This window comes from Nocardioides sp. Root151, assembly GCF_001427925.1.
In the GTDB taxonomy this organism is placed as follows: Bacteria; Actinomycetota; Actinomycetes; order Propionibacteriales; family Nocardioidaceae; genus Nocardioides.
The window spans coordinates 368,176-392,516 of the sequence record NZ_LMGG01000004.1 but is presented as its reverse complement, the minus strand read 5'-3'; the positions used below and the strand labels follow the sequence as shown (position 1 = coordinate 392,516).

The window sequence follows — 24,341 nt, the reverse complement described above, 5'->3', positions numbered from 1 at the left end:
GGTCACGAATGCGACACGATCAGGGATTCCGTGGCGAAGACGCAACGGGAAGTGCCCCTGTCGCGTCACACTGTCAGGGTTCGATCGTTTCACCAGAAGAAGGCAAGTCCAGTGTGTGGGAAACCACGGCACCGGGTAGACGGGCACCATGGTTGGATGACTGTGTCAGGTGACACGGTGGGCCGGGAATCAATTGACTCCCTGGCTCGTTGAACCGGACAACGACAGAGAGAGAGGCCGAAGTGACTACAGCAGTTGCCCCCAGTTCCGCCGCACTGACGGCGCTTGACCGTTGCGACCGTTGCGGCGCCCAGGCCTACCTTCGCGTCGAGCTCTCCTCCGGGCTCGAGCTCCTGTTCTGTGCTCACCACGCGCGTGAGCACAGCGAGAAGCTGCGCGAAGTGGCCGTCAACGTCATCGACGAGACGCACAAGCTCGAGGACAAGCCCACGGCTTCCTCCGACTGACTTCACCAGAGACCAACGACCCCGACCGCCTGCGGTCGGGGTCGTTCGTCGTTCCGGGAGATCACATGTGGGAAGGTGACGCCGTGACGCTCGTCGACATCCTGGCCGCCCTGGCCATCGCCATCGGACTCGCCGGCATCCTCGTGCCCGTCCTGCCCGGCACCCTGCTGATCCTGGCCGCACTCCTGGCGTGGGCCGTCAGCGTCGGCGACACGACCGCCTGGGTGGTCTTCGCCGTGGCCACGGTCGTGCTCGCGGCAGGCACCATCGTGAAGTTCTCGGTTCCCGGGAAGCACATGAAGCAGGCCGGGGTGCCGAACTCCACCCTGATGGTCGGCGCCGTGGCCGGCATCGTCGGGTTCTTCGTGATCCCCGTGCTCGGCCTCGTGATCGGCTTCGTCCTCGGGGTGTACGCCGCCGAGGTACGACGCGTGGGTGAGTCCACTGCCCGCCGTACGACCGTGACGGCGCTGAAGGCAGCCGGACTCTCGATCCTGATCGAGCTGGCCGCAGGCCTCCTAGCCGCCCTCGCCTTCGCGGTCGGCGTGATCCTCACGTGACCAGCCTGCTCGCCCTCCTCGGGGCGTTCAGCTATGGCTTGTCGGACTTCGTCGGCGGACTGACCTCACGCCGTACGTCGCCCTGGGCGGTCGCGTTCGTCGCGTCGGTGACCGGCGGCCTGTTGACCCTCGGCCTGGGCCTGGTGCTCGGCGGTGAGCCCACCACCGTCCACTTCCTCTGGGGTGCGGTCGGCGGGATCGGCAACGGGTTCGGGACGGCCTTCCTCTATCGCGGTCTCTCGGGCGGCCGCATGGGTGTGGTCGCGCCGATCTCCGGAGTCGGAGCGGCCCTGGTCCCGGTCGTGGTCGGCCTCGCCACCGGCGAACGGCCCAACGCCCTGGTGTGGCTCGGGATCGCCGCCGCACTGCCCGGCATCTGGCTGGTGGCCCGCGAGCCGGTCGCGAAGATGGGCGTGCAGCCGGCCGAACGCAATCTGACCGCCGTGCTCGACGGAGCCCTGGCCGGGCTGGGGTTCGGCTCCCTGTTCGCCGCCCTGGCCCAGATCCCCGACGAGGCGGGCCTGCTGCCCCTCACGGTCAACCAGGTCGTGGCCTGCGCGATGGTGGCAGTGGTGGCTACCGCGGTGGGCCGGCCCTGGGTGCCGCGGGAGCCCATGGCCCTCGTCGGAGCCGTCAGCGGGGTGCTCGGTGCGGCAGCGACCATCGCTTTCCTGCTGGCCACCCATCACGGCGACCTGACGGTGGCCGCCATCCTCGCCTCACTCTACCCGGCCTTCACCATCCTGCTCGCGGCCACCGTGCTGCGCGAGCACATCCACCGGAGCCAGGGCGTCGGCCTCGCACTGTGCGTGGTAGCCGTCGCCCTGGTCGCCGGCGCGTCCTGATCCGAGTGGACGGGTCTGGCGTCAGCCGCGGGCCAACCAGGTGGTGTAGCGCCGCTGGCCGGTCATCCAGTCGCGGATCACGTGGGAGCCGTCGTAGTAGTCGACCATGCGCATGCCCACCCGCACCGTCGCCGGCGAACCGATGCACGAACGGGCCACACTGAAGCGGGCCACGTCGGTGCGGTAGTTGAGGGCGAGCGTGTGGTCACAGGACAGCGGGTCGCCGAACGGCTTCCAGTCGCGCATGCGCAGCAGCTGGTAGTCGGTGCCCTCCTGCAGACCGGTGAACAGCGCGTACTCCGGTCCGGTGCGGGCCGGTCTGGTGTCGATGTAGATCGCGGCGCTCGACGAACCCCCGGTGCTGCGGCGCCGCAGGTCGGCGAACGTCGTGGTCACCGCCAGCCGGGCGTACCCGTGGTTCGCGGTCACCCGGTAGATGTCGGAGAGGGACGCAGTGGCGTCGGCCCCGTCGCGCACGGTGGTCGAGTCCGCATGCGCGGCCGCCGGGGCGAGTGCGACGGCGGCGAGTGCGGCTGATGCGACCAGCCCGGCGATGCGGTGAGTGGACCTCGTCATGATGTGCTCCTTCTGTCGTGGTGCGAACTCCTCGGAGGGTGAGGAGGTCCTGTCACACCCTCAGATGCACGTCGCGGCGAAATGGTTGTCGGTCCGGGACGGTGATTCAGCCCTCGGCCAGCTTCTTGATGCGGGTCAGTCGGGCATCCCACGTCTGTCCGATGCGTTCGAGCTCGCGGGCCACGTCGCTCAGCCGACCGCCCAGCGCGCGATGCACCAGCTCGCGGCCCTGTTGCTCGGACTCGACCAGCCCGGCCGCCCGGAGCACGTCGAGGTGCTTGACGATGGCCTGCCGCGAGATCGGGAACTCCCTGGCCAGTGCGGACGCCGACGCGGGCGCCTCGCCCAGCCGTGCCAGCAGCGCCCAGCGGGTGTCGTCACCGAGGGCAGCGAACACCGGCGCCAGCGCCTGGCTCACGCGCTCGCCCCGGTCACGTGGCGCCGCGCCAGGTCGAGCTCGGCCTCCCAGCCGGAGGTGTTCTCCTCGACGTGCTTGACCACGTCGGCGCGGGCCTTGCCGAGACCCGCGAACCCGGACTCGACCACCGTGAGCGTGATGCCTCCCCAGGCACGGTCCGCGACGGTGAACTCCACGCGCGTGCCCGCCGAGGCGTCACCGTCGAGCCACGTGACGGCAAGGTGACGGGGCGGCTCGGAGGCCAAGGTGAGCAGCCGGAACTCGCCGTACTTCGGGTGCACCACGACGTCGGCGTCGCCCTCGCGCCGTACGTCGGGCTCAGGGTCGATCTCGCCTTCATTGATCCACCACCCCGGCTGCTCGAGAAGGGTCCACACCGTATCGGCGGTGGCATCGATGTCGATGCTGCGCTCGATCCGGTCGAGCTCCTGGTCGGTCTGGGTCATGACTGTCTCCTTCGAGTCATTGGCTGGAATGTGCAACTCGATCATTGCACTTCATCTGGATATGTGCAACCAGCGACTTGCACTTGCCATGACCGGAAATGGCGACAGCCCCCGTCGTACGACGGGGGCTGTGCGCGCTGATCGCTCAGTCGAGGTAGTCGCGCAGCACCTGGGACCGGCTCGGGTGACGCAGTTTCGACATGGTCTTGGACTCGATCTGGCGGATCCGCTCGCGGGTCACGCCGTAGACCTTGCCGATCTCGTCGAGGGTCTTCGGCTGGCCGTCGGTGAGGCCGAAGCGCATGCTGACCACGCCCGCCTCACGCTCGGAGAGGGTGTCGAGCACGGCGTGGAGCTGCTCCTGGAGCAGCGTGAAGCTGACCGCGTCGGCCGGCACGATCGCCTCGGAGTCCTCGATGAGGTCACCGAACTCGGAGTCGCCGTCCTCACCCAGGGGCGTGTGCAGCGAGATCGGCTCGCGGCCGTACTTCTGGACCTCGATGACCTTCTCGGGGGTCATGTCGAGTTCCTTGGCCAGCTCCTCGGGCGTGGGCTCGCGCCCCAGGTCCTGGAGCATCTGGCGCTGCACGCGGGCCAGCTTGTTGATGACCTCGACCATGTGCACGGGGATGCGGATGGTGCGGGCCTGGTCGGCCATGGCGCGGGTGATCGCCTGGCGGATCCACCAGGTGGCGTACGTCGAGAACTTGTAGCCCTTGGTGTAGTCGAACTTCTCGACCGCACGGATCAGGCCGAGGTTGCCCTCCTGGATCAGGTCGAGGAAGAGCATGCCGCGACCGGTGTAGCGCTTGGCCAACGAGACGACGAGGCGGAGGTTGGCCTCGAGGAGGTGGTTCTTGGCGCGGCGACCGTCGTCGGAGATCCACTCGAGCTCCTCGAGGATCTTCGGCGTGATCTTGCCGCCCTTGGCCATCTTCTCCTCGGAGAACAGGCCGGCCTCGATGCGCTTGGCGAGCTCGACCTCCATCTCGGCGTTGAGCAGCGGGACCTTGCCGATCTGCTTGAGGTAGTCCTTGACCGGGTCGGCGGTGGCGCCGGCCACCATGACCTGCTGGGCAGGCTCGTCGGTGTCATCGGCGGCCGAGACCACGAACGAGGATGTGGCCGTGGCCTCTTCCTCGTCCTCCTTGATGGTCGGGTCGACCTTGACGTCCTTCTCGAACTGCTCGTCGGGGATGTCGGGGAGGATCTTCTTGCCGTCGGGGCCGACCACGGCCTTGGCCGGCAGCTCGACCTCGACCACCGCGTCGTCGTCCTTCTTGGCCGCAGCCTTCTTGGCGGGGGCCTTCTTGGCAGCGGTCTTGGCGGCCGGCGCCTCGGCCGCAGCCTTCTTCGCCGGACCGGGCTTGGCAGCAGTCTTGGAGGTGGTGGTGCTCTTGCGGGGCGCACTGGCCGCCACGGCCTTCGCGTGGTCGTCGGCGTTGAGCGCGACGGTGATGCCCTGGCTGCCCAGGTGAACCATCAGCGCGCGCAGGTGACGAGGCTCGATCGCGGCTGCCTCACTGGCTCGTCGGACCGCCTCCGGACTGAGGGTTCCAGTGGGGGCTGCCTGCTCCAGCAGGCCGACGATCTCGGGGTGAGCCAAAACCTCAGCGGGGAGCAACTTGCGCGAGCTCGAAGACACGAACACCTCTCGAAAACAGCAATTGGGGCGCGGCAAAGCCCGGTAACGTCAAGAGCCGCTCTCGTATTCTGCCACGGCGACCCAGCAAACCAAGCCTCGACCCCCGCATCGGGCACCCGGGAATCGTTTCACTGGACCTTCGCCTGCGCCTTCTTCTGCTTCTTGTAGTCGCGGACTTCCTGCAGGCTCTGCGGGTCGACCACGTCGGCGACCGAGCGTCGCCCGGGCAGGGCGTAGTCGCCCGCGGCCGCCTCCCACCCGGCCGGTCGTACGTCGAGCTGCTTGGCCAGCAACGCGACGAGGATCTGGGCCTTCTGCTTGCCGAACCCCGGGAGCTCCTGGATCCGCTTGAACAGGTCCGAGCCGTCGGCGGCTTCCTCCCAGAGTCGTTCCGTGCGGCCGTCGTACTTCTCGACGACCAGCGCGGCAAGCGCCTGGATGCGGGTGGCCATGGAGCCCGGGAACCGGTGCACCGCCGGCGTGGTGGCGCACATGTCGGCGAACTCCTGCGGGTCGGCCTCGGCGATGCGGACGACGTCGAGACTGCCGAACCGGTCGAGCACCTTGGCCGGGCCCATGAAGGCGTGCTCCATCGGGTACTGCTGGTCGAGGAGCATGCCGCACACGAGTGCGAACGGGTCGTCGGTCAGGACCTTGTCGGCCGCCGGATCACCGGTGATGTGGATCGCCATGTGCCCATCTTGCCACCGCCCGGTTGTGGAGGACGGTGTCGGTGGAGCCCGTCGATGCGGCAGGGTGGGCACATGGCCGACACCGAGACCCGCGCCGACCTGCGCCTGACGGTGCACCAGTTCCGTCGGTCGAACCGGCGTCGGGTCTTCCCACCGGTGCTGCACGTCGGTGCCCTCACCGGTCCCGCGGTGCACTGGCCACTGGAGGACGACTCCCCCGCCCCCGACGCCGGACTCCGGGCCGAGATCGCGTCGGCGCTGCTGAGCCGGGCCCTCCTCGACCATGACCGGCCCGCGTGGTGGCTCACCCGTGTGGGAGTTCCCGAGCCGCATGACCTCGACCTGGCGTGGGCGCCGGTGCTCGACCGGGTCAGTGCCGAGGCCGGCATCGAGCCGCGTTGCATCGTCGTGGTCACCAAGGCCGGGTGGTTCGAACCACTCGGCGACGACCGGGCAACGTGGACCCGCCTGCGGGTACGCGGCACCGTCTGAGGCGACGCCGACGGGCTCACGCCTCCCAGGTGTGCACGGGCTCGTTGCTGTGCATCAGCTCGCGGTAGTCGACCAGCGTGTGGCGCAGGGCGTCGGCCCGGTCCATCGACGCGCCGTGGCGGGCACAGCGCTGCGCGAACCACTCCGAGCCGTTGGTGCCGATCAGGCAGCGCTGCTCGATGATGCCGAGCAGCCGGTCGGACTCCTCGGTCGAGGCACCCCAGTCGGCCAGTCCCTCGCGGGCCAGCGGCAGGAGCCGGCGCAGCACCAGCTCGGAAGCCGACACCTGCCCGACCCCCGGCCAGTAGACCTGCGCCTCGATGCCTTGGCGGGCGGCCGCGTGGAAGTTCTCCTCCGCCGCGCTGAAGGACATCTGCGACCACAGCGGACGCTCGGCGTGAGCCAGGCTGCGCACCAGCCCGAAGTAGAAGGCGACATTGGCCATCGTGTCCACCACAGTGGGGCCCGCGGCGAGCACCCGGTTCTCGACCCGCAGGTGGGGCACTCCCCCGGCAATGTCGTAGACCGGCCGGTTCCAGCGGTAGATCGTGCCGTTGTGCAACCGCAGCTCGGCCAGCTCGGGGACGCCGCCGGCCTCGAGGACGGCCAGCGGGTCCTCGTCCTCGGTGACCGGCAGGAGTGCCGGGAAGTAGCGGACGTTCTCCTCGAAGAGGTCGAAGACCGAGGTGACCCAGCGCTCGCCGAACCACACCCGGGGCCGCACGCCCTGCGCCTTCAGCTCCTCGCTGCGCGTGTCGGTGGCCTGCTCGAACAACGGGATCCGGGTCTCACGCCACAGCTCCTTGCCGAGGAGGTACGGCGAGTTGGCGCCGACCGCGAGCTGCATCGCCGCGATTGCCTGCGACGCGTTCCAGTAGGCCGCGAACTCGTCGGGCGTGGTCTGCACGTGCACCTGGGTGCTGGTGCAGGCCGCCTCGGGGACGATCGAGTCGGCGGTGGCCTTGAGGCGCTCGACTCCGTTGATGTCGATCACGATGTCCTCGCCGCGGGCGGCGAGGATCTGGTCGCTGAGCAGCTGGTAGCGCGGGTTGCTGCTCAACGACGAGGGGCTCATGTGGCCCTCGGAGAGGGTCGGCAGGATTCCGATCATCACCATGTGGGCGCCCACCGCCGCCGCCTTCGACTCGGCGTCGTTGAGGCTGACCCGCAGGTTCTGCTCGTACGCCGTGAGGCCACCGTCGCGCAGGTGGCGTGGCGGCACGTTGATCTCGACGTTGAACTGGCCCAGCTCGGTCTGGAAGTCGGCGTCGGCGATCTGTGCCAGCACCTCGGCGTTCTTCAGCGCCGGGTCACCGGACTCGTCGACGAGGTTCAGCTCGATCTCGAGCCCGGTCATCGGGTCGTCGGTGTCGAACCGTGCCTCGCGCAGCATCCGCGCGAACACGTCGAGGCACTGCCGCACCTTCTCGCGGTGGCGCGTGCGATCGGCCCGGGAGAACTCCTGTGCCACCACTTCTTCGCCCATTCAGGCAGCGTAATGGGTTTGGCCGACGTCGTGTGGTGGTTGGCGGGCCGGTTTGAGCCGGCAGTCGCCCAAGGGGTCAGGCGCCGTCCAAGAGGGCGGGCAGCGCGTTGACCGGCTCCCAGGCGGCCGGCGGAAGGGCCTGCTCGAGTGCCTGTCCGAGCAACCGCACCATGCCGTAGTCGGGGTCGATCAGGGCAGCACGATCGAGGGCGCACCAGGCCAGCGCGCCACTGCCGGTCAGCCACGCCGCGAAGGCCAGCAGGGCTGCGGGCACGAGCTGGAGGTCGTCGCGGGTGCGGCGCACCAGGTCGCGCCACAGGTCGACGTGTGCGGCGGCCGTCTCGCGGGACATCAGCCCCCACGCCACGTCGCGCAGGTCGCGGTCCTGGCAGGCCACCACGAGTCGGCCGGCCTCCGCGGCGGTCAGTGGCGTCTCGTCCTCGATGTGGGTGACCACCACCTGCTGCACCCATCGGGCCTCGGCCACCGGGTCGAACCTGCCGCGCCGGACTGCGGCCTCGAGGATCGCGGACTCCACGGCCTCGATGGCCACCAGGTCGGTGCCGACCAGTGAGTCGACCAGGTCGTCACGCGAGTCGTGGGTGACCCGCCCGTCGAGCACGGCCTGCGCCGCGAAGGGATGGCTCCTCTCGTCGTAGACGATGCCGTCGGCCAGGTCGTCGGCGCCGCCCAGCATGGGGTACCAGCGGTTCCCGGAGACGCGCAGCATCTCGACGACGTCGACCCCCTCGGCCACCAGGGCGGCACCGAGTGCGTGCAACGCCTCGGCACTCGGGCCCGGATCGTCGCCGTAGGCGATCAGCACCGCGCGGGGCACCCGGTGCCGCCGCACCGGGTCGAGCAGGCAGGCCACCATGTCGGCCAGGTCGTCGGGCGCGTCGGGCAGGTCGACCCGGGCGTGGAACGTCGGCTGGTCTGCGCCGAAGGTGAGCATCACCATCGACTGCTCGGGCCGGAAGCCCAGCACGTAGGGCACCAACGCGAGGAGGTCCTCGGGGGTGCGGGCGGTCAGGGTCGTCGGGGCTGTGGTGGGTGGTTTCATGCGGTCAAGGCTGCGCCGCTCCGGGGACGCTGTCCGGCCCCCGAGGATGCCCCTGTGGAATACGCCGACACCAAATTCCACGTGCACGGTTAGCGGCGCACCGGCGGTAGGTTTCCGGTCATGGAGTGGGAGGCATGAGGGCGCAGGCATCGGTGCTGCACATCGACCTCGACGCGTTCTTCGCCTCCGTGGAGCAGCGTGACAAGCCGTCCCTGCGCGGCAAGCCCGTCGTGGTGGGAGGCACCGGCGGGCGAGGTGTGGTCGCCGCCGCGTCCTACGAGGCCCGGGCCTTCGGCGTGAGGTCGGCCATGTCGACCCGCGAGGCCCGGGCGAAGTGCCCGCACGCGGCGTACCTCTCCGGCCGGTTCCACGCCTACCGCGAGACCTCCGCGCGCATCATGGCGGTGCTGCGCGAGGCCTCTCCCCTGGTCGAGCCCCTCTCCATCGACGAGGCGTTCGTCGATCTCGCCGCCAGCGACCTCACGACGTACGACGTCGAGGCGGTGACCGCGTTCGGCGAGGAGCTCCGCGAGCGGGTGCGTGAGGCCTCGGGCGGCCTGACCGCGAGCGTCGGCATCGGCTCGTCGAAGTTCATCGCCAAGGTGGCCAGCGACCTCGACAAGCCCGACGGGCTCTTCGTGGTGCCGCCCGGCACCGAGCAGGAGCTGCTGCGGCCGATGAACGTGAGCGTGATCCCCGGGGTGGGCCCGGCCACCGCCGAGCGGCTGCGACGTGCGGGCGTGCACACGGTCGCGGAGCTGGAGAGGATCAACGAGGACGAGCTGGTCCGGTTGGTCGGCAAGGCACACGGGGTCGGCCTGTGGCGGCTCGCCAGGGCCATGGACGACCGGGCCGTGGAACCGGTGCGCGAGACCAAGTCGGTCAGTGTCGAAGGCACCTACGAGGACGACCTGACCGATCGACGGCTGATGGACGGCCTGCTCACCCGCCAAGCCGCCAACGTGGCCGACCGGCTGCGCAAGGAAGGCATGTCGGGACGCACCGTCAGCATCAAGGTGCGCCTGCACGACTTCACGACGCTGAGCCGCTCGAACACCCTCGCCTCCCCCACCGACAGCGCCCAGGTCATCGGCCGGGTGGCACGCTCGCTCCTGGTCGACCTCGACGTCTCGGGCGGGGTCCGCCTGCTCGGTGTCGGTGTCTCCGGCCTGGCCGACTGGGTGCAGGACGACCTCTTCGGTCCCGAACCCGAGGACGTGGAGCCCGAGCCGGCGCCCGACGTGCCGACCGCCCGGCAACGCTCCTGGGCACCGGGCAGCGACGTCACGCACGACGAGTTCGGGGCCGGCTGGGTGTGGGGCTCGGGCAAGGGCGTGGTGACGGTGCGCTTCGAGACCGCGGAGACCGGTCCCGGTCCGGTGCGCAGCTACAAGGTGGACGACCCGGCGCTGGCGCGGTTCGTCCCCGATCCCGAGTGAGCGCCTCAGGTTCACGGAACTAGAGTCCGGGGCATGCAACCGCCTGTCGCCGCACGCGTCCCCTCCGAGCACACCGTCCACGGCCACACCGTGCTCGACGACTACGAATGGCTGCGCGAGAAGGACAACCCCGAGGTCATCGCCCACCTCGAGGCCGAGAACGCCTGGACCGAGGACCGCACCGCCCACCTGGCCGACCTGCGACGGTCGATCTTCGACGAGATCAAGGCCCGCACCCTCGAGACCGACCTGTCGGTGCCGGCCCGGATGCGCGGTCACTGGTACTACTCCCGTTCCTTCGAGGGCAAGGAGTACGGCGCCTCGTGCCGCATCGCCGTCTCCGACCCCGACGACTGGACCCCGCCGCGCCCGGCCGAGCACGCCGCCGCGGACCAGCCGGCCCTGCCCGGTGAAGAGGTGCTGCTCGACCTGAACGAGCTCGCCGCCGGCCACGAGTTCTTCTCCCTCGGCGGGTCGTCGGTGACCAACGACGAGAAGCTCCTCGCCTACGCGGTCGACGTGGTCGGCGACGAGCGCTACACCGTCCGGGTCCTCGACCTGGCCACCCGCGAGCTCCTCGACGACGAGATCACCGGCACCCTCGGCGGCGCCACGTGGCACCCCGACGGCACCGCGTTCTTCTACACGACCGTCGACGAGAGCTGGCGCGCCGACAAGATCTGGAAGCACACCCTCGGCACGCCCCAGGCCGACGACGAGCTGGTCTTCCACGAGACGGACCCGCGTTTCTGGGTCGGCATCGGCCGGTCGCGCTCCGACCGCTTCCTGATGATCGCCTCGGGGGCCAAGACCACGGCCGAGTACCGCGTGCTCGACACCGCCGACCCCGACGCCGACTTCGCGGTGTACGCCGAGCGCGAGGACGGCGTCGACTACGGGCTCGAGCACGCCGTCATCGGTGGCAATGACGTCTTCCTGGTCCTGCACAACGCGAACGGCCCCAACTTCGAGATCGGGCGCGCCCCGGTCACGCCGACCCCGAAGGCCGGCTGGGAGCCCTTGATCGCCCACGACGAGGCGGTCCGGGTCGAGGACGTCGACGCGTTCGCCGGCCACCTCGTGGTGCACCAGCGCAGCGAGGGACTCACCCAGCTGCGCATCCTGGAGCTCGACGCGGCTGGCATCTCCGACGACTACCGGGTGCGCTTCGAGGACGCCGTCTACACGATCGGCTCCGGAGGAAACCCGGAGTTCCACCAGCCCGTCGTACGCCTCGGCTACACGACGATGGCCAAGCCCGCGGCGATCCACAACTACGATGTGCGCACCCGCGAGCTGACCCTGCTCAAGCAGGCCCCGGTGCTCGGCGGCTACGACGCCGCCCACTACGAGGAGCACCGGGTGTGGGCCACCGCCCCGGACGGCGTACGCGTGCCGATCTCGCTGGTCGTGCCCGCCGGCGCGCCCCGCGACGGCTCGGTGCCGGTGCTGCTCTACGGGTACGGCGCCTACGAGATGTCCATCGACCCCTACTTCTCGATCGCCCGGCTCTCGATGCTCGACCGCGGCGCCGGCTTCGCGATCGCCCACGTGCGCGGTGGCGGCGAGATGGGCCGCCACTGGTACGACGACGGCAAGCTGATGCACAAGCAGAACACCTTCTCCGACTTCATTGCCTGTGCCCGGCACCTCATCGACGACGGCTGGACCAGCCCCGACCGTCTCGTCGCCGAGGGCGGCAGCGCCGGCGGCCTGCTGATCGGCGCCGTGGCCAACCAGGCCCCCGAGCTCTTCGCCGGGCTCGTCGCCCAGGTGCCGTTCGTGGACGCCCTCACCTCGATGCTCGACTCGACCCTCCCGTTGACCGTCGTGGAGTACGAGGAGTGGGGCAACCCGGAGGCGGACCCGGCGGTCTACGACTACATGCGCGGCTACTCGCCGTACGACAACGTGGCCGCGGTCGACTACCCGCCGATCCTGGCCGAGACCTCCCTCAACGACACCCGGGTGCTCTACGTGGAGGCGGCCAAGTGGGTGGCCCGCCTGCGCGCCACCGCCACCGGCCGCCGGGACTTCCTGTTGCGCACCGAGATGTCGGCCGGCCACGGTGGAGTCTCCGGGCGCTACAAGTCCTGGACCGACCGCGCGTTCTCCCTCGCCTGGATCCTGGACCGGATGAACCTGGCCGAGACGGGTACCGGTCCCTCGGCGGATTTCCCTGAGGGCCCCTGAGAAGTCCCTGAGAAGTGGCTCAGACGGCAACTTTCGGAACTCGCCACGCGTCTATCCATGTGTAACCACGAACGGTCCGCCCCGGCGGGAATCTCCCCCGGTCGAGGTTTGTTGGATCAGATGTGTGGGGCGGTCTCCCAACGGCCCCACCGAACAAGGAGGGGTTCATATGGCCAGCAGGACCGCGATGCGCGAGATCGAGGGTCGCGACAGCGTCGGGCTCTACCTCGACGAGATTGCCCGCAATCCGCTGCTCGACGCAGCCACCGAAGTGGAACTCTCCAAGACGATCGAAGCCGGCCTGATGGCCGAGAGCCTCCTCGCGGAGGGCCGCATCGGCCGCCGCAAGGGTGGCGCCCCCAAGAGTGCCACCGAGGAAGAGCTCGAATGGATCGCCGAGGAGGGCCGCAAGGCCGTCCAGACGTTCATCAACGCCAACCTGCGCCTGGTCGTGTCGATCGCCCGCAAGTACGGCCGGGCACAGATGCCGATGCTCGACCTGATCCAGGAGGGCAACACCGGCCTGATCCGCGCCGTCGAGAAGTTCGACTACGCGAAGGGCTACAAGTTCTCCACCTACGCCACCTGGTGGGTGCGCCAGGCGATCACGCGTGGCATCGCCCAGCAGGCCCGCGTCGTACGCCTGCCCGTGCACGTCGTCGAGGAGCTCAACCAGGTGGGCAGTGCCCGTCGCACCCTCGAGCGCCAGCTCGGCCGCGACCCGGAGCCGCAGGAGATCGCCCTCGAGCTCGGCATGGACCTCGACCGGGTCATCGACCTCCTGCGCTGGGGGCGTGACCACGTCAGTCTCGACACACCTGTCGACGAGGACGGCGATACCTCGCTGGGCGACCTGATGGCCCAGGAGACCACGCCGAGCCCCGATCTCGAGGTGCTCGACACCGAGAGCCGCGACCGTCTCAACCGACTCGTGGGCCAGCTCGACGAGCGCGCCGCCGACATCATCCGGTCGCGCTACGGCCTGGTCGACGGTCGCCAGCACAAGCTGGCCGACATCGGTGCCAAGCACGGCATCTCCGCCGAGCGGGTGCGCCAGCTCGAGCGGGAGGCGCTGCAGAAGCTGCGCACCTTCGCCGACCCCGACCTGGCCGCGTGACGCTGCCCTAGCCCCGACAAGCTCCGCTCAGTCGACTGCGGAGACAAGCTCCGCGAGGACCTCTGCCACCCGATGGCGGAGGTCTTCGTGCGTCCCGGTGTTGTCGATGACGTGGGTGGCGATCGCGAGGCGCTCCTCGGCGTCGGCCTGGGCGGCGATGCGTGACTTGGCTTCCTCCTCCGTCCAGCCGCGGTCACGCACCATGCGCTCGACCTGTACGTCGGCCGGCGCGTGCACCACGATCACGGCGTCGAACGTGTCGGCACGACCACTCTCGGCGAGCAGCGGGATGTCGTGCACCACGACGTCGTCGGGCCCGGCCGCGGACTCCAGCTCGACGATGCGCTCGAAGACCAGCGGGTGCACGATCGCCTCCAACCGCTTGCGGGCGGCCTCGTCGCCGAACACCAGGCGGCCCATCGCGGGCCGGTCCAGGTCGCCCTGCGGGGTCAGCAGGCCGTCCCCGAACTCGGCGACCACGGCCGCGAGCCCCGGCGTACCCTGCTCGACGACCTCGCGCGCCAGCGCGTCGGCATCGATGATCACCGCACCGAGTTCGGCAAGGATCGCCGACACGGTGCTCTTCCCCGAGGCGACTCCCCCGGTCAGTCCAACCCTCATGCCCGGAACCCTAACCGTTGCCGGCGACTGCTAGTCGTTGGCCTCGAGCAGCCGGCGCAGCAGGCGGTCGAGCTCCTTGCGGTCCGCCGCGGGCAGCACCGACAGGAACTCACGGGCAGCACGGGCCCGGACGTCGTCGATCAGGCCACACGTCTCGCTGCCGGTGTCCGTGACCGTCACGCACGTGGCCCGACGGTCGTGGGGGTCGGCGCAGCGCAGCACCAGGCCCCGGCGCTCGAGGGCGTCGACCACCTCGGTGGCCGAGCGCGGGGCGATGCGCAGGTGCTCGGCCAGCACGGACAGCCGAGGCGCCTCGAGGTCGCGGATGAGTCGGAGCGCCCGGGCCTGGCCCGGCGCGAGGTCCCATTCGGAGAGCCCCGCGCTGAACCGCCGGCGCAGCGAGCGTGCGGTCGACTGGAGAAGGTCGCCGGTGTTGTCACCCATGCGCGCACCCTACCGGATTGGACGGGCATGCTCATAGTGAGGCACCCTCAGCATATGAACTGACCAAAGGAACGGGTGGTCACATGGATACCCCCACACTCACCGACGGAGGTGGCCGCAAGGGCGGCCGCTCGCCCCGTCCCGACCCGGCCGACCGTCGCCAGCTCGCCGAGTCCCCTGTCTCCCTGCGCCGCATCATGCGGCTGTTCACGCCGTACCGCGCGCGCCTGGGCGTCATCATCGCCCTCATCGTCTCCAGCTCCGTGATCGGCCTGGCCCAGCCGTTCCTGGTCAGGCACGTCATCGACGCTGCGCTCCCCCGCCAGGACGTTCGACTGCTGCTCTGGTGCGTCGGCGGCATGGTCGCCGTGGCGGTGGCCAGCGCCGCAATCGGCGTCGTGCAGACCTGGATGTCGACCGCCGTCGGACAGCAGGTCATGCACCGACTGCGCACCGACCTGTTCGCCCACCTGCAACGCCAGTCCGTCGGATTCTTCACCCGCACCCGCGGCGGAGAGGTGCAGTCACGCCTGACCCACGACATCAGCGGCATGCAGTCGGTGGTCACCTCGACCGCCACCTCGATCGCGGCCAACGTCACGGTCGTGATCGGCACGGCGGTCGCGATGGCCGCACTCAGCTGGCGACTTGCCCTGCTCTCGCTGGTGGTCCTCCCGCCGGCCGTCTGGCTGACCCGCCAGGTGGCCCGCATGCGCCACACCATCACCGCGGAGCGCCAGCGCCGCCTGGCCGACATGCACGTGCAGGTCGAGGAGAGCCTCTCGGTCAGCGGCGTGCTGCTCAGCAAGACCCTGGGCGCCGCACCCGCGATGACGCGCCGCTTCGAGGAGACCTCCCACGACCTGGTCGGCCTCGAGATCCGCTCCCGGCTCGCGGGCCGCTGGCGGATGGCCACGATGAACATCATCTTCGCGACCATCCCGGCCGTGATCTACCTGGCCGCCGGGCTCCCGGCCACGTCGGGCGGCATGACCATCGGCACCCTGGTCGCGTTCACCGCCCTGCAGGGCACGTTGTTCCGGCCGCTGATGGCGCTGCTCAACGTCGGCGTCGACATCACCGCCTCGCTCGCGCTCTTCAGCCGCATCTTCGAGTACCAGGACCTCCCCGTCGAGATCGACGACCCGGCTGCTCCGGCCGACGTACGGCGTGAGGCGGTGCGCGGCGACGTCACCTTCGACGCCATCACGTTCGCGTACGACGACGGAGCGCCCGTCCTCGAGGGCATCGACCTGGCAGTGCCCGCAGGCACAACGCTGGCGCTCGTCGGCGAGACCGGCAGCGGCAAGAGCACCCTGGCCTCACTCGTGGCACGGCTGCACGACCCGACGTCGGGTCGCGTGCGCATCGACGGCACCGACCTCCGGGACCTGCGACTCACCGACCTGGCCGAACTGGTCGGCGTGGTCACCCAGGAGACCTATCTCCTGCACGCATCCGTCAAGGACAACCTGCTCCACGCGCGGCCCGACGCCACCGACACGCAGATCGAGGAGGCCTGCCGGGCCGCGCGCATCCACCACGTGATCGCCGCGCTCCCCCAGGGCTACGACACCGTGGTCGGCGCCCGGGGCCACCGGTTCTCCGGTGGTGAGAAGCAACGCCTGGCCATCGCCCGCACGCTCCTGCGCGACCCCCGCATCCTCGTGCTCGACGAGGCCACCAGCGCCCTCGACAACGAGACGGAACGCGCCATCCAGGGCGCGCTCGACGAGGTCAGCATCGGTCGCACCACGATCACGATCGCGCACCGCCTCTCCACGGTGCGCAACGCCGACCAGATCGCCGTCCTCGACAAGGGTCGTGTGGTCGAGCTCGGCACGCACGACGAGCTGCTCGTCGCGGGTGGCCGCTACGCTGCCCTGGTCCGCGGCGGGCTGACCGCGGAGCCGCTGGCAGCCTGATCCACAGGTCCGCTCAGCCGAGCGCGTGCCGGCTCATCTCACGCGGACGCACGCCGCGGAATCGGCAGCCAACCTGCCCGCGACGCCGCCGCGCTCCGCGACGACGCGGACCCACAGGTGGCTGGCGGCAGAGGTCAACACGGCCGAGGTGGTGGACACCCTGCGTGCGATGCGGAAGGCCGAGTCCGTCGGCGCGGAGCGGCAGTTGCGCGCGGCCGCCGCACTGATCCGATACCGGGTCGCCTCCGGCACCCGACGCATTGACACCGCCACGACGTCGCGACGCGGCGAGGTCGCTTGCACCGCGTGCACCGGCCTGGGCAGCGGAGTGGTGAGCGGCCCTCGAGCCCGGTACGTGCCGGCGATCCCGTCGCGCCAGGCCCGCACCGAGAACTCATATCTGGCCCCGCTCCTGAGCCCGCTCAGCGTTGCACGACGCGTCGTCACGCGCGGGCGCATCGACCAGGTCACTGCACCCACCTTCCGGAAACGCACCTGATAGGCGTCGGCACGCGACACTGCCGTCCACGCGAGCGAGGCCTGTCCGAACGGTGACAGGGAGACCGTCAGGCTGCCCGGCGCTGCCGGTCGCGGCGTCACGGTGACGACGTTGGACCGGATGTCGGGCTCCGCCGCCCAGTAGCCCTTGACCGGTCGCAGCCGGAACTCATACCGATGCCCGTTGGCCGCTGGCCCGTGCCACGAGGTGGCATCGGCGACCTCTGCCCATTGCCGCCACGGCGTCCCGTTGGTCCGGTCACGCCCCTCGACGATCTGGCTGGTGGCCCGGGGGCTCAGCGTCCAACTCAGTGCGACCGAGCCGTCCGCCGCCGATCCACTCAGCGGCGGCGCTCCCCGTGGCCCCAGTGGGACGTCCGGGAAGGGCCGCGAGAACGGGGAGCCGACACCGAGCCCTGACAGGGCGTCCTCGACGGCCGCCGCGAGGACGTACTCCCCCGCTGCGTTCGGATGCCCCGGATCCCAGGTGTGCTGTCGAAACTCGAAGCCCTTGTCCGCATCGGCGACCCGGATCGGCGACACCTCGGTCGTCAGTTCGGCTGCGGTGTCGCTGAGCATCGCGTTGTATTCCACGGCGCCCGGGACCCAGTGCTGGGGAACCCGCGAGACCACCAAGCTGATCGACGAGTCGGCCGCCCGCACCTTCGCGATGAAGTCACGCGCCAACTGGTCCACGCCCGCGGGAGGGATCTGGAGCCAGGTCAGGTCGTTGACCCCGAGCATGACGACCACCACGTCAGGGTGGTAGGCCTCCACCAGTTGGTCGATGGGCGTGTCGGGGAAGGCGTACGACAGCCCCCACAATGACGCATGGTCACGGTCGAAGTCGGGGTCCATGTAGTCCTGTGACCCTTCGCCGTGGGGCCCGAGTCCATGGAGGTCGTCGCGGGGTCCCACGAAGTCGATCGTCGCGCCGGAAGCAACGAGCTGCTGCCACAGGCGATAGCGCCAGGTCCAGTCGCCGGAGGATCCGTGCGTGACGGAGTCACCCACGATGAGGATCCTCGTGGGCTCCGCCTCGTCACTCGGTGAAGAGGCTGCGGGAGACGCTCCTGAGAGGAACAGGCCGGGTCCCATCAGCAGCAACACGAGGCATGACCGGAGCAACACGAGCATCCGCTGAGATTAGACGCAGCATCCGGGTTTCGGGCCCGAACAGGAGCATTGGCCCCGCGATGATGAAGCGCGTCACGAGGGTTCCCGGATCGCGCACAGCCTGGTCCGCGGCGGGATGACCGCTGGCCGCCTGAACCCGGAGGGCGCTCACCACGGCCAGGGCCGTACCGACGAACGGGCACAACGGACGCTTTCAGCGCCACATTGACCGGAATCGGGCCGTTGTGCCCGTTCGCCGGTACGGGCACAACGGGTCGGGAGTCGCCGGAGGCATCCCGGGGTCCGGGCCGGAACGGAACCCTTGGTCCGGAACCGCGATGATGGGGGAATGGACGAGGCCGAACTGCACGAGGGGTCCCGGGTCGCCCTGCTCGTTCCCGGCTCACCGGCGTACGTCGACCTGGTGATGGGACTGTTGGCCACCGGCGTCTTCCCGGTGCCCCTCGACCCGCGACTCACCGCTGCTGAACGCGAGAGGATCCTCGCCGACGTACGGCCCCATCTCGTGGTCGATGACGAGGCACAGGTGGCCCGCCTGCTGGCCCAGCTCCCCGCGGAGACCCGGCGGGCGCTCCCCCGGGCTCGGCCGATGCACGTCACCAGCGGCACCACCGGCACGCCGAAGGGCGTCCACAGCGGACTGCTCGCCGACGCAGCCGCCGCACTGGTCGCCGAGGAGCGCGACCTGTGGGGGTTCGCGGCCGACGACCTGAACCTCGTGCTGAGCCCGCTCTACCACTCGGCACCCCTGCGCTTCGCGATGGGGACGCTCCTGGCCGGCGGCCGGATCGTCGTCCCGGGCCCCTTCGATCCCGAGCGCATCACGCAGGCGATCGTCGACGAGCGGCCGACCACGATGTTCTGCGTCCCTGCCCACCTCCAGCGGCTCTTCGCCCACTGGGGCCGCGTCGGAGTGCCCGACCTGAGCAGCTTCCGGATGGTCGCACACGCGGGCGCTCCCTGCCCGCCGGCCGTCAAGCACCGGCTCATCGAGATCTTCCCTCCGGGCTCCACCTGGGAGTTCTACGGCTCCACGGAGGGCCAGTTCACCGCCTGTCGCAGCGAGGAGTGGCTCGAGCGTCCGGGCACCGTCGGGCGGGCCAGGCCGGGACGCACCCTGAGCGTGGACGACGACGGCCAGATCTGGTGCGCCGTACCTGCCCACGCGCGGTTCACCTACTTCGCCGCGCCGGAGAAGACCGCGCAGGCCTGGCGCGAGACTCCCGAGGGCCCGGCGTTCTCCGTCGGGGACCTGGGGCGCCTCGACGACGAGGGCTACCTCTATCTCGACGGGCGTCGCGAGGACCTCGTCATCACCGGCGGCGTGAACGTCTACCCGACCGAGGTCGAGAACACGCTGCGCGAGCTCGACGGCGTCGACGACATCGCCGTCTTCGGCGTCCCCGACGACGCGTGGGGCCAGCGCGTGGTCGCGGCCGTGGTGGGTACGGCGACCGCGGTCGACCTGGACGCCTTCGCCAGGCAGCACCTCGCGCCACCCAAGCGACCGAAGGACTACCGCTTCGTGCCGGAGCTCCCCCGCACGCTCACCGGCAAGGTCCGTCGCCAGGATCTCTCACGAACCAGCAGTCCTTGATGCTCGAGCCTGCAGTCGTTGCGGTCCCGACATCAAGAACTTCCGGTTCGGCCATCAAGACTTGGAGGTTCGCGACGCAGTAGCGGCTGGTTGGTGCTAGGCCGTGGCCTCGTCCTGGCGCGAGCTGAACAGCCGGCGGTAGCGCTGCGGGTTCACCCCGCGCGACCGGGTGAAGTGGTGACGCAACGTGGCCGCATTGCCGAAGCCCACCTCCGACGCGATCCAGTCGACCGGGTGGTCGGTGAGCTCGAGCAGCTCCTCGGCCGCGACCACGCGTTGCGCGGTGACCCACGCGTGAGGCGTGGTGCCGGTCTCGTCGCGGAACCGTCGGGCGAACGTGCGCGGCGACATGTGGTTGCGTGCGGCCAGGGCATCGACACTGAGGTCCTCGGCGAGGTTCTCCAGGATCCAGGTCAGCAGCGGACCCAGCGTCTCGGCGGCGCAGTCGGGCACGGCCCTCGCGATGAACTGGGCCTGTCCGCCGTCACGGTGCGGCGGGACGACCATGCGGCGGGCAGCGGTGGCGGCGACCTTCGCGCCGAACTGCTGGCGCATCAGGTGGAGCGCGGCGTCGAGGCCGGCGGCCGATCCGGCACCGGTGACGATCGTGCCGTCCTGCACGTAGAGCACGTCGGGGTCGACCTTCGCCTCGGGGAAGGCCCGGGTGAACTCGTCCACGTGGCGCCAGTGCGTCGTACACCTGCGGCCGTCGAGCAGACCGGCCTCGCCCAGCACGAAGGCACCGGTGCAGTGCGCGAACACGAAGGCGCCGCGTGCGTGGGCGCGGGCCAGGAGCTCCGCCACCTCGGGCGACGGGTCGAGGAAGTCGCGCTTGGGGGCCACACAGATCAGGTCGGCGTCCTCCGCCTCGTCGAGGCCGTGCTCGACGTGCAGGTCGTAGCCGGACGCACCGGCGACCCGGCCCGGCCGTGGAGTGACGACCACGAAGTCGAAGACCGGGTTGTCGTCCTCGGGGTGGTAGGGCTCGGCCCACACCTCACACATCGCGCCGAGCCCGAACGGCTCGGCTCCGTCCTGTACGACGACCGCCACCTTGCGCATGGGACGAGCATGCACCCATGTTGGCAGAAAATCAATGTCGAATGTCTTTACTGCCACTCGTGGCAGGATCTCAGGCAAGACAGACTTACTGCCATGAACCTCTTCCTGACAGTCCTCCTGGTCCTGGCCGCTGCGGCGTACGTCGCCTACCTGACGGCCTACATCCGCAACGACGGCTACGGCAGTCGGTCCTCCTCGGGCCTGCCCCGCAGTCACCCAAGCGACGTCTTCGAGCAAGGCGCCCGCGTGTGAGCCCACCACCCTCCCAACGAAAATGCCCGAAGGGCCCGAACATCAGTTGATGTCCGGGCCCTTCGTGCGTGCTGTGTGTGCTGGCGCTGTGCCTGTGGGTCAGGCGCCCCCACCGGTGAGCTTCTCGCGAAGCGCCTGCAGCGCCTCGTCGGAAGCCAGCGAACCGCCGGTCTCGGCCTCGGGAGCAGCGGACTCGGTGCCACCGCTGGAGTACGAGGTGGCCTCGCCAGCCTCGGCCTCGGCAACCTTCGCGTCGGCCTGCTGCTTGACGTGGGCCTCCCAGCGGGCGTGCGCCTTGGCGTACTGCTCTTCCCAGGCCGCGCGCTGCTCGTCGAAGCCCTCGAGCCACTCGCCCGTCTCGGGGTCGAAGCCGTCGGGGTAGATGTAGTTGCCCTGCTCGTCGTACGACGCGGTCATGCCGTAGAGCGTCGGGTCGAACTCCTCGGCCTCGCTGGCCGTGGCGGTCTCGTTGGCCTGCTTGAGGGACAGCGAGATGCGACGACGCTCGAGGTCGATGTCGATGATCTTGACCATGACGTCGTCGTTGACCTGGACGACCTGCTCCGGGATCTCCACGTGGCGCTCGGCCAGCTCGGAGATGTGGACCAGGCCCTCGATGCCCTCTTCGACGCGCACGAACGAACCGAACGGAACCAGCTTGGTGACCTTGCCGGGCACGATCTGGCCGATCTGGTGGGTCCGGGCGAAGTGCTGCCACGGGTCTTCCTGCGTCGCCTTGAGCGACAGCGAGACGCGCTCGCGGTCCATGTCGACGTCGAGCACCTCGACGGTGACCTCGTCGCCGACCGTGACGACCTCGGACGGGTGGTCGATGTGCTTCCAGGACAGCTCGGAGACGTGGACGAGACCGTCGACGCCGCCGAGGTCCACGAAGGCACCGAAGTTGACGATCGAGGAGACGACGCCCTTGCGGATCTGGCCCTTCTGGAGCTGGGTCAGGAAGCCCTGGCGAACCTCGGACTGGGTCTGCTCGAGCCACGCACGACGCGACAGGACCACGTTGTTGCGGTTCTTGTCGAGCTCGATGATCTTCGCCTCGAGCGTCTGGCCGACGTACGGCTGCAGGTCGCGGACGCGACGCATCTCGACGAGCGACGCGGGCAGGAAGCCGCGCAAGCCGATGTCGAGGATGAGGCCGCCCTTGACGACCTCGATGACGGTGCCCTCGACGACGCCGTCCTCTTCCTTGACCTGCTCGATGGTGCCCCAGGCGCGCTCGTACTGGGCGCGCTTCTTGGACAGGATCAGGCGGCCTTCCTTGTCCTCCTTCTGGAGGACCAGGGCCTCGACCTCATCACCGACGGCGACGACCTCGGACGGGTCGACATCGTGCTTGATGGAAAGCTCGCGGGAGGGGATGACACCCTCGGTCTTGTAGCCGATGTCGAGCAGGACCTCGTCGCGGTCCACCTTGACGATGGTGCCGGCGACGATGTCTCCGTCGTTGAAGTACTTGATGGTCGCGTCGATTGCCGCGAGGAAGTCCTCTTCAGAACCGATGTCGTTGACCGCAACCTGGGGTGCGTCGTAATCGGGAAGAGTGGAGATGGTGCTCGTCATAAGGGAAGTGATTCCTTGGATGGATGAAGGTCGTGCGGGCACGCGACAGGCCGGTTTCACTACCGATTCAGCACGGCCGGCGACCGCCCCTGGAAGTTCGGGACGTACGTCGGACTGATAGCGAGCGAGGATCCACTCCGTCCGGGACGCAGGCAGACCTGAGGCGCAACCTAAAGATTACGTGCCCGGAGGTCGCCCCGTCCAACTGGGGCACCCACCCGCCCATGCACAACTGACACCGGCCGCATAGCCCACTTGGGTCATTTACCCAATTCCGGGGACGCCGGCGCCGGTGCGACCCTACGATCGCGCCGGGTGCTCAGGCACCAGTCCTTCCCATTCGTCTCCCCTTCATCGTCCTCATCTGCCCCGGGTACAGGAGCTCCTCCATGGGATATCGCGCACGCACAGCTGCCGCGTTGTCACTCACCACCGCCTCGCTCTACTCCGTCATGCTCCTCCAACAGCCTGCGCAGGCCGATCCACTGCCCGCGCCGTACGACGCCCAGGCGCACGCCGACGTGGCCTCGCTGTCCGCGAACCTGCTCGGTGGAAACCTGGCCGGGCTGGTCGTCGGCCACGCACAGGCGACGGCTGACAGCACCGCCGGCACTGCCAGCGGCGTCTCCAAGAACGCCGAGGTCTCCGTCGCAGGCTTCCCGATCACGGTCGACGACCAGACCAGCACCTCCCCGGCGCCCATGAACCCGCCGGCCGAGAGCCTGCTTCCCCTCAACCTCTCCCCCGTCGCCAACGTCGGAGTGATCACCGGGGACACCGAGGCCAACTACGTCGACGCGAACACGTGCCCTCCGGCGTCCGGTGCCCAGCGGGTGGTCTCCGACGCGAAGACCGATCTCGCCTCGCTGACCGTCCTGGGCGTCGCCGGACTGGGCAATCTCGTGAACGTGGGCGCGTCGAGCGTCCGTTCCACCACAGCGCTCACCGACACGGATGCCGACGGAGCCTCCGACGTGACCTCCACCGTCGAGGCCACAGTGGGCGACATCCAACTGCTGGGCAACCAGGTCCAGGTCGAGGTGACCTCACCCGTGAAGGTGGAGGCGTCGTCCGACGGCACCACCGGAACTGCTGGGTTCGCGGACCCCGCCACAGTCGTGGTCCACGTCGGCGGCACCGACATCCCGATCCCGCTCAACGGCAGCCCCGTCCAGATCGACCTGCCGATCGCACTCGAAGCGTTGGTGGACCTGACCATCACCGGCTTCAGCCCGACCGACCAGTCCACGGGTGCCACCGGTGAGGCCAACCTGCAGTCTCTGCTCCGTGTCCAGCTCAAGGTCCTCGGCGCCCTGCCGGGCCTGCCCGATGCTGCCAACGTCGACCTCAGCCTGGTGCCGCTGCACGTGAAGGCCACCGCCCCCGCGGGCGGCGTCGAATGCCCGGTCGATCCCAATGCCGACCCCGACGGCGACGGACTCACCAATGCCGAGGAGACCGACCTCGGTACCGACCCCCAGNGACACTGACGGCGACACCCTGCAGGACGGCGCCGAGGTGAACGGCACCAGCAACGACTTCGACACCACCCCGACCAACCCCCTCGAGGCCGACACCGACAACGACGGCCTCACCGACGCCGAGGAGAACACGGCCACCACCAACCCGAACGACGCCGACACCGACGACGGCGGCGTCAACGACGGCACGGAGGTCGACACCGACGGCACCGATCCCAAGGTCGGAGCCGACGACCTCACCGCCGACCCCGACGGCGACGGACTCACCAACGGCGAGGAGGCGGACGCCGGCACCGACCCGGGC

23 protein-coding genes are annotated in these 24,341 nt (G+C 69.7%); 11 read left to right on the top strand and 12 right to left on the bottom strand.

Annotated features, from left to right (window positions below; all coding sequences use genetic code 11):
- The first annotated feature begins 242 nt into the window (after nt 1-242).
- From ASD66_RS10360 to ASD66_RS10350, 3 genes are all read left to right on the top strand, one after another.
- Nucleotides 243-467 (top strand): hypothetical protein, encoded by a 225-nt coding sequence (locus tag ASD66_RS10360; RefSeq protein WP_056677040.1) that lies wholly within the window; start codon nt 243-245, stop codon nt 465-467.
- Between the two features lie 83 nt (nt 468-550).
- Entirely contained in the window at nt 551-1,027 is a 477-nt protein-coding gene (locus tag ASD66_RS10355) for a DUF456 domain-containing protein (protein WP_200949994.1), read from the top strand.
- Complete coding sequence (locus ASD66_RS10350) at nt 1,024-1,872, top strand: EamA family transporter (RefSeq protein ID WP_056890888.1); 849 nt, start codon at nt 1,024-1,026, stop codon at nt 1,870-1,872. The genes ASD66_RS10355 and ASD66_RS10350 overlap by 4 nt, the downstream gene beginning before the upstream one ends.
- Before the next feature lie 21 nt (nt 1,873-1,893).
- On the opposite strand, the gene ASD66_RS10345 is transcribed toward ASD66_RS10350, so the two are convergent.
- The 5 genes from ASD66_RS10345 to ASD66_RS10325 form a co-directional block, all read right to left on the bottom strand.
- On the bottom strand, nt 1,894-2,448 hold the full coding sequence (locus tag ASD66_RS10345; protein WP_056890887.1) for a hypothetical protein: 555 nt from the start codon (nt 2,446-2,448) through the stop codon (nt 1,894-1,896).
- Nucleotides 2,449-2,554: 106 nt separating this feature from the next.
- Nucleotides 2,555-2,866: an ArsR/SmtB family transcription factor gene (locus ASD66_RS10340; RefSeq protein WP_056677030.1), complete on the bottom strand. Its 312-nt coding sequence runs from the start codon at nt 2,864-2,866 to the stop codon at nt 2,555-2,557.
- Nucleotides 2,863-3,312, bottom strand: coding sequence for an ATPase (locus tag ASD66_RS10335; protein ID WP_156388633.1), 450 nt, complete (start codon nt 3,310-3,312; stop codon nt 2,863-2,865). Before ASD66_RS10335 ends, ASD66_RS10340 begins: the two co-directional genes overlap by 4 nt.
- Before the next feature lie 145 nt (nt 3,313-3,457).
- Entirely contained in the window at nt 3,458-4,957 is a 1,500-nt protein-coding gene (locus tag ASD66_RS10330; protein ID WP_056891427.1) for an RNA polymerase sigma factor, read from the bottom strand.
- 128 nt (nt 4,958-5,085) lie between these two features.
- On the bottom strand, nt 5,086-5,649 hold the full coding sequence (locus ASD66_RS10325) for an HhH-GPD-type base excision DNA repair protein (RefSeq protein WP_056890885.1): 564 nt from the start codon (nt 5,647-5,649) through the stop codon (nt 5,086-5,088).
- Nucleotides 5,650-5,721: 72 nt separating this feature from the next.
- Between ASD66_RS10325 and ASD66_RS10320 the strand changes: the two genes are divergently transcribed.
- Entirely contained in the window at nt 5,722-6,141 is a 420-nt protein-coding gene (locus ASD66_RS10320) for a hypothetical protein (RefSeq protein WP_056890884.1), read from the top strand.
- A gap of 16 nt (nt 6,142-6,157) precedes the next feature.
- Here the strand turns inward: ASD66_RS10320 and ASD66_RS10315 are convergent, their stop codons facing one another.
- Nucleotides 6,158-7,627 carry a glutamate-cysteine ligase family protein gene (locus ASD66_RS10315; protein ID WP_056677019.1) on the bottom strand — a complete coding sequence of 490 codons (1,470 nt, stop codon included), beginning with the start codon at nt 7,625-7,627 and terminating at the stop codon, nt 6,158-6,160.
- A 76-nt stretch (nt 7,628-7,703) separates the two neighbouring features.
- Nucleotides 7,704-8,690, bottom strand: a complete 987-nt coding sequence (locus ASD66_RS10310) for a DUF4192 domain-containing protein (RefSeq protein WP_056677016.1) — start codon at nt 8,688-8,690, stop codon at nt 7,704-7,706.
- 134 nt (nt 8,691-8,824) lie between these two features.
- Between ASD66_RS10310 and ASD66_RS10305 the strand changes: the two genes are divergently transcribed.
- From ASD66_RS10305 to ASD66_RS10295, 3 genes are all read left to right on the top strand, one after another.
- Nucleotides 8,825-10,129 carry a DNA polymerase IV gene (locus ASD66_RS10305; RefSeq protein ID WP_056890883.1) on the top strand — a complete coding sequence of 435 codons (1,305 nt, stop codon included), beginning with the start codon at nt 8,825-8,827 and terminating at the stop codon, nt 10,127-10,129.
- Between the two features lie 33 nt (nt 10,130-10,162).
- Nucleotides 10,163-12,322: a S9 family peptidase gene (locus tag ASD66_RS10300; RefSeq protein ID WP_056890882.1), complete on the top strand. Its 2,160-nt coding sequence runs from the start codon at nt 10,163-10,165 to the stop codon at nt 12,320-12,322.
- A 169-nt stretch (nt 12,323-12,491) separates the two neighbouring features.
- Nucleotides 12,492-13,439 carry an RNA polymerase sigma factor RpoD/SigA gene (locus ASD66_RS10295; protein ID WP_056677009.1) on the top strand — a complete coding sequence of 316 codons (948 nt, stop codon included), beginning with the start codon at nt 12,492-12,494 and terminating at the stop codon, nt 13,437-13,439.
- A 27-nt stretch (nt 13,440-13,466) separates the two neighbouring features.
- Here the strand turns inward: ASD66_RS10295 and coaE are convergent, their stop codons facing one another.
- Nucleotides 13,467-14,060, bottom strand: coding sequence for a dephospho-CoA kinase (gene coaE, locus ASD66_RS10290; RefSeq protein ID WP_056890881.1), 594 nt, complete (start codon nt 14,058-14,060; stop codon nt 13,467-13,469).
- Between the two features lie 30 nt (nt 14,061-14,090).
- Complete coding sequence (locus ASD66_RS10285) at nt 14,091-14,504, bottom strand: MarR family winged helix-turn-helix transcriptional regulator (RefSeq protein WP_056677003.1); 414 nt, start codon at nt 14,502-14,504, stop codon at nt 14,091-14,093.
- A gap of 83 nt (nt 14,505-14,587) precedes the next feature.
- On the opposite strand from ASD66_RS10285, the gene ASD66_RS10280 reads away from it, so the two are divergent.
- Nucleotides 14,588-16,429: an ABC transporter ATP-binding protein gene (locus tag ASD66_RS10280; RefSeq protein ID WP_056890880.1), complete on the top strand. Its 1,842-nt coding sequence runs from the start codon at nt 14,588-14,590 to the stop codon at nt 16,427-16,429.
- Nucleotides 16,430-16,462: 33 nt separating this feature from the next.
- Here the strand turns inward: ASD66_RS10280 and ASD66_RS10275 are convergent, their stop codons facing one another.
- Nucleotides 16,463-17,941 carry a GDSL-type esterase/lipase family protein gene (locus ASD66_RS10275; protein ID WP_162254263.1) on the bottom strand — a complete coding sequence of 493 codons (1,479 nt, stop codon included), beginning with the start codon at nt 17,939-17,941 and terminating at the stop codon, nt 16,463-16,465.
- Nucleotides 17,942-18,392: 451 nt separating this feature from the next.
- Between ASD66_RS10275 and ASD66_RS10270 the strand changes: the two genes are divergently transcribed.
- Nucleotides 18,393-19,661 (top strand): class I adenylate-forming enzyme family protein, encoded by a 1,269-nt coding sequence (locus ASD66_RS10270; protein WP_056890878.1) that lies wholly within the window; start codon nt 18,393-18,395, stop codon nt 19,659-19,661.
- A 96-nt stretch (nt 19,662-19,757) separates the two neighbouring features.
- Here the strand turns inward: ASD66_RS10270 and ASD66_RS10265 are convergent, their stop codons facing one another.
- A complete protein-coding gene (locus ASD66_RS10265; RefSeq protein WP_056890877.1) occupies nt 19,758-20,723 on the bottom strand; it encodes a GlxA family transcriptional regulator in 966 nt (321 codons plus the stop codon).
- Nucleotides 20,724-20,816: 93 nt separating this feature from the next.
- Between ASD66_RS10265 and ASD66_RS24425 the strand changes: the two genes are divergently transcribed.
- Nucleotides 20,817-20,975: a hypothetical protein gene (locus ASD66_RS24425; RefSeq protein WP_156388632.1), complete on the top strand. Its 159-nt coding sequence runs from the start codon at nt 20,817-20,819 to the stop codon at nt 20,973-20,975.
- Between the two features lie 99 nt (nt 20,976-21,074).
- Here the strand turns inward: ASD66_RS24425 and rpsA are convergent, their stop codons facing one another.
- Nucleotides 21,075-22,556, bottom strand: a complete 1,482-nt coding sequence (gene rpsA, locus ASD66_RS10260; protein ID WP_056676987.1) for a 30S ribosomal protein S1 — start codon at nt 22,554-22,556, stop codon at nt 21,075-21,077.
- A 1,482-nt stretch (nt 22,557-24,038) separates the two neighbouring features.
- Here rpsA and ASD66_RS10250 point away from each other — a divergent pair.
- On the top strand, nt 24,039-24,341 hold a 303-nt coding region (locus ASD66_RS10250; protein WP_235530041.1), incomplete at both ends, for a hypothetical protein.

What these genes read in the sequence shown, in the direction of transcription:
- ASD66_RS10280 (WP_056890880.1), top strand. Translation starts at nt 14,588, where the DNA reads ATGGATACCCCCACACTCACCGACGGAGGTGGCCGCAAGGGCGGCCGC.
- ASD66_RS10345 (WP_056890887.1), bottom strand. Translation starts at nt 2,448, where the DNA reads ATGACGAGGTCCACTCACCGCATCGCCGGGCTGGTCGCATCAGCCGCA.
- coaE (WP_056890881.1), bottom strand. Translation starts at nt 14,060, where the DNA reads ATGAGGGTTGGACTGACCGGGGGAGTCGCCTCGGGGAAGAGCACCGTG.
- ASD66_RS24425 (WP_156388632.1), top strand. Translation starts at nt 20,817, where the DNA reads ATGAACCTCTTCCTGACAGTCCTCCTGGTCCTGGCCGCTGCGGCGTAC.
- ASD66_RS10335 (WP_156388633.1), bottom strand. Translation starts at nt 3,312, where the DNA reads ATGACCCAGACCGACCAGGAGCTCGACCGGATCGAGCGCAGCATCGAC.
- ASD66_RS10300 (WP_056890882.1), top strand. Translation starts at nt 10,163, where the DNA reads ATGCAACCGCCTGTCGCCGCACGCGTCCCCTCCGAGCACACCGTCCAC.
- rpsA (WP_056676987.1), bottom strand. Translation starts at nt 22,556, where the DNA reads ATGACGAGCACCATCTCCACTCTTCCCGATTACGACGCACCCCAGGTT.
- ASD66_RS10325 (WP_056890885.1), bottom strand. Translation starts at nt 5,649, where the DNA reads ATGGCGATCCACATCACCGGTGATCCGGCGGCCGACAAGGTCCTGACC.
- ASD66_RS10265 (WP_056890877.1), bottom strand. Translation starts at nt 20,723, where the DNA reads ATGCGCAAGGTGGCGGTCGTCGTACAGGACGGAGCCGAGCCGTTCGGG.
- ASD66_RS10310 (WP_056677016.1), bottom strand. Translation starts at nt 8,690, where the DNA reads ATGAAACCACCCACCACAGCCCCGACGACCCTGACCGCCCGCACCCCC.
- ASD66_RS10320 (WP_056890884.1), top strand. Translation starts at nt 5,722, where the DNA reads ATGGCCGACACCGAGACCCGCGCCGACCTGCGCCTGACGGTGCACCAG.
- ASD66_RS10315 (WP_056677019.1), bottom strand. Translation starts at nt 7,627, where the DNA reads ATGGGCGAAGAAGTGGTGGCACAGGAGTTCTCCCGGGCCGATCGCACG.
- ASD66_RS10285 (WP_056677003.1), bottom strand. Translation starts at nt 14,504, where the DNA reads ATGGGTGACAACACCGGCGACCTTCTCCAGTCGACCGCACGCTCGCTG.
- ASD66_RS10295 (WP_056677009.1), top strand. Translation starts at nt 12,492, where the DNA reads ATGGCCAGCAGGACCGCGATGCGCGAGATCGAGGGTCGCGACAGCGTC.
- ASD66_RS10270 (WP_056890878.1), top strand. Translation starts at nt 18,393, where the DNA reads ATGGACGAGGCCGAACTGCACGAGGGGTCCCGGGTCGCCCTGCTCGTT.
- ASD66_RS10305 (WP_056890883.1), top strand. Translation starts at nt 8,825, where the DNA reads ATGAGGGCGCAGGCATCGGTGCTGCACATCGACCTCGACGCGTTCTTC.